Genomic DNA, 10,795 nt, shown 5'->3' on the forward strand with positions numbered 1-10,795 from the left:
ATCAGGCCGTCCGATGACGGTGATGGACGATGCGGGCGCGCAGCGCGCCGCGCGTGCCGAACAGGATCGAGGCGAAATAGACGACGCCTGCCGACAGGATGATCGCCGGGCCTGAGGGCAGCGAGGCGTGGTAGGACAGAAGCAGTCCGGCGATGCAGGAGGCAAAGCCGATCAGCACGGCCAGCACGCACATCGGTTCGACGCGCACGGTCCAGAAACGGGCCGCGGCGGCCGGCAGCATCATCAGCCCGACCGACAGAAGCGTGCCCAGCGCCTGGAAGCCGCCAACGAGGTTGAGCACGACGAGGCCGAGGAAAATGAAATGCACCGGACTGCCCCACCGGCTGACCGAGCGCAGGAATAGCGGGTCGAGGCATTCGGCGACCAAGGCCCGCCAGAAGACGGCAAGGCTGGCAAGCGTCACCAGCACGATGCCGCCGATCAGCGTCAGCGCTTCATCGTTGAGCGCCAGCACCGTACCGAACAGCACATGCATGAGGTCGACGCTGGAGCCACGGACCGAAACCATCAGCACGCCGACGGCGAGCGAAATTAGGTAGAAGGCGGCCATCGAGGCGTCTTCGCGCTGGATGGTGAATCGCGAGACGGCGCCCGCGCCGAGTGCAACGACGATGCCGGCGATCAGGCCGCCAATCGTCATCGGCAGGATTTCCAGCCCGTAAAGCAGGAAGCCGGCGGCGGCGCCCGGCAGGATCGCGTGCGCCATGGCGTCGCCCGAGAGGCTCATGCGCCGCAACATCAGGAACACGCCGACCGGACAGGCGCCGAGCGACAGCATCAGCGAGCCGAACAGCGCCCGCTGCATGAAGGCGAAATCGGCGAAAGGCGCGATGAAGAGTTCGTAGAAGACGTTCATCATGCAGCCCTTGGTCCGGCGCCATGATGGTGGTGACGATCCTGTGCATGGGCAGGCTCATCATGATCGTGACCATGTCCCTCATGGTCATGTCCGTCATGGTCATGATCGGGTCCGCCCGGCTCGCACCATGGCGCGTTCTCTTCCCACGCTTCATGGAAGCGCCTGGCCCGCAGGAGATTCTCAGGCCGCAGCGTCTCCTTCGTCTCGCCCCAGGCGACAGGCTGGCGGGCCAGCAGCAGCGTTTCGGGAAAATTCTGCCGGACAAGGTCGAGGTCGTGGACGACGACCATGATTGTGCGTTCCTCGCCATGCCAGCGCTTGATCAGCGCAATAAGATCGCCCATCGTCTTTGCATCGACGGCGTTGAACGGCTCGTCGAGCAGGATGAGATCCGCATCCTGCAACAGCACGCGGGCAAACAAGGTGCGCTGCAACTGGCCGCCCGACAGCGTGTCGATCGGGCGGGTCTCGAAGCCGCCAAGGCCGACCGCCATCAACGCCTCGCTGACGGATTGGCGATCCTCCTTGGTATGGCGGCCGAGCAGCCCGCGTTTCGGCCACAGGCCGAGCGAGACCAGATCGACGACCCGGGCCGGAAAGCTGCGGTCGAGTTCCGACTGCTGCGGCAGATAGGCGGCGCGCACGCCGGGCGCCCGCGTCACCGCGCCGGCCATCGGCTTCAGCACGCCGACGATACCCTTCATCAACGTCGACTTGCCCGAGCCATTGGCGCCAACGACGGCGGTCAGCGAGCCTTTGCGTATGATGCCGTCCAGATGATGGATTGCCGGATGGCTGTTATAGCCAAGCGTCAGGTCACGGAATGTCAGGCAGGTTTCGGTCATTTGACGGTCCGTGGGGCGGTAGTGCAGCTGCCGGGCAGCGCCGATTGGATATGTGATGTTATTACATTAGTCAACAAGCCAATCGAGCGGAATTGTGGCTGCCGGCTCAACTTGCCGTGACCCTCCGGCGCTGCTGGTCCAAGGGGATTTGGAACGCTCGGCCTTGCCCGAAGCCGATGCCAACTCTAAAGAGGCGCGACCACAAAGGAAGGAAACCTCCCATGAGCATTCGTCGCATCGATGTTGGCCCGCGCATGAGCCAGATCGTCATTCACGGCAATACCGTCTATCTGGCCGGCCAGGTCGGAGAGCCGGGCGGCAACGTCGCCTCGCAGACCCGCGATATTCTGGCGACGATCGACGAATTGTTGGCCAAGGCCGGCACCGACAAGACCAAGATCGTCCAGGCGATCATCTGGCTGGCCGACATGGGCACCTTCGCCGAGATGAACTCGGAATGGGACAAGTGGGTGCCGCAGGGCCACACACCCGCACGCGCCACCGGCGAAGCCAAGCTCGCCGGTCCGGAATATCTGGTCGAGATCATTATCACCGCGGCGATCTGAGCTTTTTACCCTCTCCCTTGTGGGAGGGTCGCTGCGCAGCAGCGGGGTGGGAGCGGCGCTCACCCCACCCGTCTCGCCAACCTTGCTCCGCAACGTCGGCTCCGCGACCCTCCCGGAGAGGGGGAGGGTCAGGCCTGCGGCGTGAATCTTGCCACCAACGTGTGGCTCTCGGCTGCATAGGTGAAGCGCACATGGGTGACCGGGTGCTCGGCACTCCATGTCCGGCGCTCGACCATAAGACAGGCCGCACCAAGGCCGATGTCGAGGGCACCGGCAACACGCTCGTCGGCGGCAACAGCACGAATGCGATGCTCGGCCTCGCTCCACGGCACACGGCCGATCAGCCACGGGCCCGGCGCAATATCCAGGAACTCTTCCTCGCCGGCTTCCTTGACGGCGGAGAGATTGATCAGCCGCTCTTCGAGCGCGAACGGCCGTTCTCCGGCGAAATGCAGGCATTCCAGCGATAGCACCGAACCCGAGGCGGAAAGCCCGAGCAGCGACCGGCCTTGCGCGCTGCTGCGCCGCTTCAGGCGCGCCAGCCGCTCATAGCGATAGGGCAGGCCGAGCGCTTCGACCTCGATCCTGATGTCGTGGATTTCCAGCACCGCCGCTTGCGATTGCGGCTGACGCACGAAGCTGCCTGAGCGCCGGCGGCGTTCGATCAGTCCTGACTTGGCAAGCTGCGACAGCGCCTTGTTCACCGTCATGCGCGAGCAATCATATTCGGCCGTCAGCTCGTGCTCGAACGGGATGCGATGCCCCGGCGCCCAGGCGCCGGACAGGATTTTCTCGCTTATGTCCGACAGGATGCGCTGATGCAGCGACACCGTCTCGCCGCCCTCCGTCTCCGCTGTCGCGACCATGCTCATGGGCTGTCCCTGATCAGCCTGCCGAAAGCGCGGTCATGACATTGCGGAAACGCGCCGCGATGGCGTCGCGCCTGGCGTGCCTGCCGCCGCTGACTTGCCTTTGGCCGTGCACCCAGACGCAATCGACCTTGGTCCCGTTGGCGAAGATCCAGGCGTCGAGGATCGCGTCTCCGGTCTTGCCGGCAAGCGAAGCCTGGCTGTGGTCGAGGGATACGAGGTCGGCGGATGCGCCAATGGCGATCCGCGAGGCGCCGGCGCCAAGGGCGACGCTGCCGCCGTCAAGCGCTGCGTCGAACAGCGCGCGGCCGGTCGAGCCGCCGGCGACCGCCAGCACGTTGCGGGCGCGGTGGGCAAGACGCTGCGAATATTCGAGTTGCCGAAGTTCGTCCGGCAGCCCGATCAGCACGTTGGAATCGGAGCCGACGCCGAAGCGGCCGCCATGTTGCGCGAACAGCGGCGCCGCAAAAATGCCATCGCCGAGATTGGCTTCGGTGATCGGGCACAGCCCAGCGATCGCGCCGCTTTTTGCCATCGCCATGGTCTCGGCATCGGTCATATGGGTGGCATGGATCAGGCACCAGCGCCGGTCGACATTGGCATGGCCAAGCAGAAACTCGACCGGACGCGCGCCCGACCAGGCAATGCAGTCCTCGACCTCCTTCACTTGTTCCGCGACGTGGATGTGGATCGGCCCGTCCGGCGCCATCGCAGCGACTTGTCGCAACTCCTCGACCGTCGCGGCACGCAAACTATGGGGGGCGACGCCGATGACCGCTTGATTCAAGGCGCGAACGCATTCGCGACTTTTCTCAACCAGGCGTGAGAACCGGTTAACATCATTGAGAAATCTGCGCTGACCTTCGTTGGGAGCCGCGCCGCCGAAAGAAGAGTGTGCATAGAAGACCGGCAGCAGCGTCAAGCCTATGCCGGTTTCTGCGGCGGCGGCCGCGATGCGCTCGGCCATTTCGGCAATGTTGGCGTAGGGCTTTCCGTCGCGGTCGTGATGCAGATAATGAAATTCGCCCACACGCGAAAAGCCGGCCTCCAGCATCTCGACATAGAGTTGGGCGGCTACCGCCTCGACCTGGTCGGGCGTCATCGACAGCGCGAAACGGTACATCACCTCGCGCCAACTCCAGAAACTGTCGGCCGACGGGCCGCGCAACTCGGCAAGTCCGGCCATGCCGCGCTGGAACGCGTGGCTATGCAGGTTGGGAATGCCCGGCAGGACGATGGCGTGGCGCTCGTCGCCGGTGTTCGGCGCAACCCCGGCGTCGATTGCCGCAACGCGGCCTCCGCCCAGGGCGATGCGCACATTGCTTCGCCAGCCTTCCGGCAGAAGCGCCTGTTCCGCAAAGATCGCCGTCACGTTGTTCTCCGAATCCTGGCTTATGATGACAATAGCACTTGCGGTGCTTTTTAATATGTATATACATAACCGCCATCCTTTCAAAGGGAAAATATGATGGCTGGAGAAAGCAGGAGCCGGACGGCGGCGGTTCGCATATGGCGCAATGCGCGCCTTGCGACTTTTGCCGAAGGTGCGGCAGGGCAGGGCGTCGTCGAAAAGGGCGCCGTCGCCGCGCGTGACGGCATCATCGTCTATGCCGGAGCCGAAGCCGATATTCCGGCGGCGTTCGAGCGGTATGCCGAGATTGTCGATTGCGAGGGCCGCTGGATCACGCCCGGCCTGATCGACTGCCACACCCATCTCGTCCACGCCGGCGACCGCGCCAACGAGTTCGAGATGCGGCTGGCCGGCGCCACCTATGAGGAGGTCGCCAGGGCCGGCGGCGGCATCGTTTCGTCGGTCAGGGCCTTGCGTGCCGCGGGTGAGGACGAACTGGTCGCCCAGACACTGCCGCGTCTGGATGCGCTGATCGCCGAGGGCGCCACCACCGTCGAGGTCAAGTCCGGCTATGGCCTTGACCTGGAAAACGAGAAAAAGTCGCTGCGCGCGGCGCGCCGTTTGGGCGCCGAGCGCCCGGTGACGATCCGCACGACCTTTCTCGGCGCCCATGCCTTGCCGCCGGAAGCCAAGGGCGACAAGGACGCCTTCATCGATCTCATCACCGCCACGATCCTGCCGGCCATCGCTGCCGACGGGCTTGCCGACGCCGTCGATGGTTTCTGCGAAGGCATCGCGTTTTCGGTCGAGCAGATGGCACGGGTCTTCGAAGCCGCAAAGGCGCTTGGCCTGCCGGTAAAGCTCCATGCCGACCAATTGTCGAACCTGCACGGCGCCGAACTCGCCGCGCGCTATGGCGCGCTGTCGGCCGACCATCTCGAATATACCGATGAGGCAGGCGCGGCGGCAATGGCTGCATCGGGCAGCGTGGCGACGATCCTGCCCGGCGCTTACTATTTTATTCGCGAGACGAAGAAACCTCCGATCGAATTATTCCGCAGGCATGACGTCAGGATGGCCGTCGCCACCGACAACAATCCCGGCACCTCGCCGCTGACGTCGTTGCTGCTGACCATGAACATGGCGGCGACCTTGTTCGGCATGACGGTCGATGAATGCCTCGCGGGCGTGACCCGCGAAGCCGCCCGCGCACTGGGTCTGCTCGGACAGACCGGCACGCTGGAGGCGGGCAAATCCGCCGATCTAGCGATCTGGAGCATCGAGCGCCCTGCCGAACTCGTCTACCGCATGGGCTTCAACCCCTTGCACGCGCGCATCTGGAGAGGACAATGACCGAACTCGTACTGAAACCCGGCAACGTGACCCTGGCCGACTGGCGCGCCATCTATCGCGGCGCCGTGCCCAGGCTCGACGATGCCTGCCGGCCAAAGATCAAGGCGAGTGCGGAGGCTGTCGCACGCATCGTCGCCAAGGGCGAGCCGGTCTATGGCATCAACACCGGTTTCGGCAAACTGGCCAGCGTCCGCATTCCTGCCCAGGATCTCGAAACGCTTCAGCGTAACATCGTGCTCTCGCACGCCGCCGGCGTCGGCGAGCCGATGCCGGTCGCTGTTTGCAGGCTGATGATGGCCTTGAAGCTTGCCAGCCTGGCGCAGGGCGCCTCCGGCGTGCGGTCGCGCACCATCGAGCTGCTGGAAGCGATGCTGGCCAACGATGTCATCCCGGTGGTGCCGGCGCAAGGTTCGGTCGGCGCCTCCGGCGACCTCGCGCCGCTGTCACACATGACGGCCGTGATGATCGGCGTCGGCGAATGCTTCACGCCGCATGGCCGCTTCCCGGCCAAGGTCGCCTTCGTCTCGCATGGGCTGGAGCCTGTCATCCTTGGCGCCAAGGAAGGGCTGGCGCTGCTTAACGGCACGCAATTCTCGACCGCCTACGCGCTGGCGGGCTTGTTCGAGGCCGAAGTTCTCTACCAGTCGGCACTGGTCGCGGGTGCACTGTCCACCGACGCCGCCAGGGGCTCGGACGCCCCCTTCGATCCGCGCATCCATCTCTTGAGGAAGCATCGCGGCCAGATCGAGACGGCGAATGCGCTGCGCAGTCTGATGGCCGGCAGCGCCATCCGCGAATCCCACCGCGTCGGCGACGAGCGCGTGCAGGATCCCTATTGCCTGCGCTGCCAGCCGCAGGTGATGGGGGCCGCTCTGGACGTGTTGCGCAAGGCGGCCGACACGCTCGGCACGGAAGCCAATGGCGTCACCGACAATCCCTTGATCTTCGCCGAGGACGACACCGCCTTGTCGGGCGGCAATTTCCATGCCGAGCCGGTGGCTTTCGCAGCCGACATGATTGCACTCGCCGTCTGCGAGATCGGCTCGCTGTCGGAGCGCCGCATCGCCATGCTGGTCGACCCTGCGCTGTCGGGCATGCCCGCCTTTTTGACGCCGAAGCCCGGCCTGAATTCCGGCTTCATGATCCCGCAGGTGACGGCGGCAGCGCTGGTTTCCGAAAACAAGCAGAAGGCCTATCCAGCAAGCGTCGATTCGATCCCGACCTCGGCCAACCAGGAGGATCACGTCTCGATGGCCGCACATGGTGCGCGCCGGCTGATCGGCATGGTCGAGAACGCCACGGCCGTCATCGGCATCGAGTTGCTGGCCGCGACCCAGGGCTGCGATTTCCACGCGCCGCTCGCTTCCAGCACCGCACTCGAAGCGGTGCGCAAATTGGTCAGGGCGGAGGTGCCGCATCTCGACAACGACCGGCATTTCCATCCCGACATGGAGAAAGCCATCGCCATGGTGCGCAGCGGTGCAGCGGTGAAGGCGGCGAGCGCGGTGGCGCTGCCGGGAATTGCCTCATGAGAATGCTTGGCATGGTAGGTTACGTTCCTTCTCATCCCAGCCGTAGAGCTCCAACCTGCGGAGGCCTCGCATGACACCTCCTTGGCTGACGGTAAAACAAGGCACCGCGCCGCTGCTGGTTTCCATGCCGCACACCGGCATCGATCTCGCCGGTCTCGACAACCGGCTGGTCTCGAGCTGGCTTGGCCAGCGCGACTGCGACTGGTGGATCGACAAGCTCTATGATTTCGCCGCAGGTCTTGGCGCCACCGTCGTGCACACCGCCATCTCGCGCACCGTCATCGACGTCAATCGCGATCCGTCCGGCGCCTCGCTCTACCCTGGTCAGGCGACGACCGGGCTGTGCCCGACCGAAACCTTCGACGGCGATCCGCTCTACCGTACAGGCGAGGAACCGGGGCCGTCGGAAATCGACGAGCGCCGCCGAAAATTCTTCATGCCCTATCATGCCGCGCTCCAGGCCGAGATCGACCGGCTGCGCGGATTGCATGGCAAAATCGTCCTCTATGACTGCCACTCGATCCGCTCTGTGCTGCCGCGCCTGTTCGATGGCACGCTGCCGGTCTTCAATCTCGGCACCAATGACGGCAAGAGCACGGATCCGGCGCTGCAGGAAAAGGTCGCCGGGATCCTGGCCGAGTCCGGCGAGACCTTCGTGGTCAATGGCCGCTTCAAGGGCGGGTGGATCACGCGCCATTTCGGCCAGCCGCAAAACGGCGTCCATGCGCTGCAGATGGAACTGTCCAACCGCGGCTACATGCGAGAGCCCGAAGGCAAGGGCGCGCCCGACAACTGGCCGGTGCCTTATGACGCCGCCTTCGCCGCGCCGATCCGCGCCACACTGACATCCATCCTCGAGACCGCGATTTCGTGGGTCGAGAGCTGACGCCTCGCCGCGCTCATCTGAAAGGGAAGTGACGACATGACCGATCCTCGCCACAACATCCGCGAAGTGCGCAGCCCCCGCGGCGACAAGCTCAACGCCAGGTATTGGACGACCGAAGCGCCGCTGCGCATGCTGATGAACAATCTCGATCCCGATGTCGCCGAAAATCCCAACGAACTGGTCGTCTATGGCGGCATCGGCCGGGCGGCGCGCACCTGGAACGATTTCGACCGCATCGCCGCTTCGCTGAAGACGCTTGGCGAGGACGAGACGCTGCTGGTGCAGTCCGGCAAGCCGGTCGGCGTCTTCCGCACCCATCCGGACGCGCCGCGCGTTTTGATCGCCAACTCCAATTTGGTGCCGCATTGGGCGACCTGGGAGAAATTCAACGAGCTCGATAGGAAAGGCCTGATGATGTACGGCCAGATGACGGCCGGCTCGTGGATCTATATCGGCACGCAAGGCATCGTGCAGGGCACCTACGAGACCTTCGTCGAAGCCGGACGCCAGCACTATGGCGGCGATCTCAGGGGCAAATGGATCCTGACTGGCGGCCTCGGCGGCATGGGCGGCGCGCAGCCTCTCGCCGCCGTCATGGCCGGCGCCTGCTGCCTGGCCGTCGAATGCGATCCCGACCGCATCGATTTCCGGCTGCGCACCCGCTATGTCGACGAGCGGGCCGACACGCTTGACGAGGCGCTGGAGAAAATCGCGCGCTGGACCAGGGCAGGCGAGGCGAAGTCGGTCGGCTTGGTCGGCAACACCGCCGATATCGTGCCCGAGCTGGTGCGGCGCGGCGTGCGCCCCGATATGGTCACCGACCAGACTTCGGCGCACGATCCGTTGAACGGCTATCTGCCCAAGGGCTGGACGCTGGCCGAGTGGCGCGAGAAGCGCACGTCCGACCCGAAAGCAGTCGAGAAAGCCGCCCGCGCCTCGATGCGCGAGCATGTCGAGGCGATGGTGGCCTTCTGGAACGCCGGCGTGCCGACGCTCGACTACGGCAACAACATCCGCCAGGTCGCCAAGGAAGAAGGCTTCGAGAACGCCTTTGCCTTCCCAGGCTTCGTGCCGGCCTATATCCGGCCGCTGTTCTGCCGCGGCATCGGCCCGTTCCGCTGGGCGGCCCTTTCCGGCGATCCGGAGGACATCTACAAGACCGACGCCAAGGTGCGCGAACTGACGCCCGGCAACACGCATCTGCACAACTGGCTGGACATGGCGCGCGAGCGCATCGCTTTCCAGGGCTTGCCGGCGCGCATCTGCTGGGTCGGCCTCGGCGACCGCCACCGGCTGGGCTTGGCCTTCAACGAGATGGTAGCCAAAGGCGAACTCAAGGCGCCTGTCGTCATCGGCCGGGACCATCTCGATTCCGGCTCGGTCGCCTCGCCGAACCGCGAGACCGAGGCGATGAAGGACGGCTCGGATGCGGTTTCCGACTGGCCGCTGCTGAACGCCTTGCTCAACACGGCATCGGGCGCCACCTGGGTGTCGCTGCACCATGGCGGCGGTGTCGGCATGGGCTTTTCCCAGCATGCAGGCATGGTCATCGTCGCGGACGGCACGCCTGAGGCAGCCAGGCGCCTGGAGCGGGTGCTGTGGAACGATCCGGCGACCGGCGTCATGAGGCACGCCGACGCCGGCTACGACATCGCCATCGATTGCGCCAGGGAGCATCAGCTCAATTTGCCCGGCATTCTGGGATAACAGGCCGACCGATGCGCGTCCTGCGGGCAGCCGAATACAAATCGATGCCGTGGAAGAACGGCGGCGGCGTGACGACGGAAATCGCCGTCTCGCCGGCCGATGCCGGGCTCGACACCTTCGATTGGCGTGTCTCGATGGCCCGCGTCGAAGGCAGCGGGCCGTTCTCCAGCTTTGCCGGCATTGACCGCACCCTGTCGGTATTGGAAGGCGAGGGGATCGTTCTTGATGTCGCCGGCCAGCCGCCGGCGCGCCTGACCGCCGCTTCAGCCCCGCTTTCCTTTCCGGCCGACCGGCCGACCAGTGCCGAACTGATCGCCGGTCCGATCACCGATCTCAACGTGATGACCCGGCGTGGCCGCATGAGGCATTCCGTCGAACGCCTCGTAATGTCGAACCCTTTGGAAATCGGGATTGAAAGCAGAGCGACCCTCGTCCTGTGCCTGGGTGGGGAAGTCTTGGTTTCCGCCGCAGAGCCTATTCGCCTTAGCCACCTCGACGCACTCCTGACTGCCTCAGCCACAGCTGGCCTGCGCATCAAGCCCATCGACCACCCGACAGTATTCGTGGTCCGGATCGATGGCATTCGACCCAACGATTAACGCTTGTTTCCAAACATGATCGTGATGCCGGCGAAATATAGGGTAAGCTCCAGCCGGGATCACGAAAAAGCCTGAATCCTTTCCGTCGATCGGTCTCGGCGGGAGTGAGGGGCGTTCGTCTTTGAAACTGTCGAAAGACGATGCCTTGTCGTGGTGCGGAAACAATTTTCGGCAAAAGCTGGGCATGCAACCAATTGCATTTGAATC

At 64.7% G+C, this 10,795-nt stretch carries 10 protein-coding genes; 6 read left to right on the forward strand and 4 right to left on the reverse strand.

The genetic code is table 11. The annotated features are described in order from the left end of the window. Position 1 precedes the first annotated feature (1 nt). Both aztB and aztA read right to left on the reverse strand, forming a co-directional pair. Positions 2–877 (reverse strand): zinc ABC transporter permease AztB, encoded by an 876-nt coding sequence (gene aztB, locus FJ426_RS18005; protein WP_140557055.1) that lies wholly within the window; start codon positions 875–877, stop codon positions 2–4. After that, entirely contained in the window at positions 877–1,725 is an 849-nt protein-coding gene (aztA, locus tag FJ426_RS18010) for a zinc ABC transporter ATP-binding protein AztA (protein ID WP_140560547.1), read from the reverse strand. Before aztA ends, aztB begins: the two co-directional genes overlap by 1 nt. A 221-nt stretch (positions 1,726–1,946) precedes the next feature. Between aztA and FJ426_RS18015 the strand changes: the two genes are divergently transcribed. Further along, positions 1,947–2,291: a RidA family protein gene (locus tag FJ426_RS18015; RefSeq protein WP_056562755.1), complete on the forward strand. Its 345-nt coding sequence runs from the start codon at positions 1,947–1,949 to the stop codon at positions 2,289–2,291. Positions 2,292–2,419: 128 nt separating this feature from the next. Here the strand turns inward: FJ426_RS18015 and hutC are convergent, their stop codons facing one another. Continuing rightward, positions 2,420–3,163: a histidine utilization repressor gene (gene hutC / locus FJ426_RS18020; RefSeq protein ID WP_140560548.1), complete on the reverse strand. Its 744-nt coding sequence runs from the start codon at positions 3,161–3,163 to the stop codon at positions 2,420–2,422. Between the two features lie 13 nt (positions 3,164–3,176). Further along, positions 3,177–4,532: a formimidoylglutamate deiminase gene (locus tag FJ426_RS18025; RefSeq protein ID WP_140560549.1), complete on the reverse strand. Its 1,356-nt coding sequence runs from the start codon at positions 4,530–4,532 to the stop codon at positions 3,177–3,179. 96 nt (positions 4,533–4,628) lie between these two features. On the opposite strand from FJ426_RS18025, the gene hutI reads away from it, so the two are divergent. The 5 genes from hutI to FJ426_RS18050 all read left to right on the forward strand — a co-directional run bounded on the left by hutI (position 4,629) and on the right by FJ426_RS18050 (position 10,588). Beyond that, positions 4,629–5,864 (forward strand): imidazolonepropionase, encoded by a 1,236-nt coding sequence (gene hutI, locus FJ426_RS18030; protein ID WP_140560550.1) that lies wholly within the window; start codon positions 4,629–4,631, stop codon positions 5,862–5,864. After that, entirely contained in the window at positions 5,861–7,396 is a 1,536-nt protein-coding gene (gene hutH / locus FJ426_RS18035; protein WP_140557048.1) for a histidine ammonia-lyase, read from the forward strand. The genes hutI and hutH overlap by 4 nt, the downstream gene beginning before the upstream one ends. A gap of 70 nt (positions 7,397–7,466) precedes the next feature. Next, a complete protein-coding gene (gene hutG / locus FJ426_RS18040; protein WP_140560551.1) occupies positions 7,467–8,282 on the forward strand; it encodes an N-formylglutamate deformylase in 816 nt (271 codons plus the stop codon). A gap of 36 nt (positions 8,283–8,318) precedes the next feature. Beyond that, positions 8,319–9,989: a urocanate hydratase gene (gene hutU / locus FJ426_RS18045; protein WP_140560552.1), complete on the forward strand. Its 1,671-nt coding sequence runs from the start codon at positions 8,319–8,321 to the stop codon at positions 9,987–9,989. Positions 9,990–10,000: 11 nt separating this feature from the next. After that, entirely contained in the window at positions 10,001–10,588 is a 588-nt protein-coding gene (locus FJ426_RS18050) for a HutD family protein (protein WP_140560553.1), read from the forward strand. The last annotated feature ends 207 nt before the right edge of the window (positions 10,589–10,795 follow it).

Source organism: Mesorhizobium sp. B2-6-4 (assembly GCF_006441495.1).
Taxonomy (GTDB): Bacteria; Pseudomonadota; Alphaproteobacteria; order Rhizobiales; family Rhizobiaceae; genus Mesorhizobium.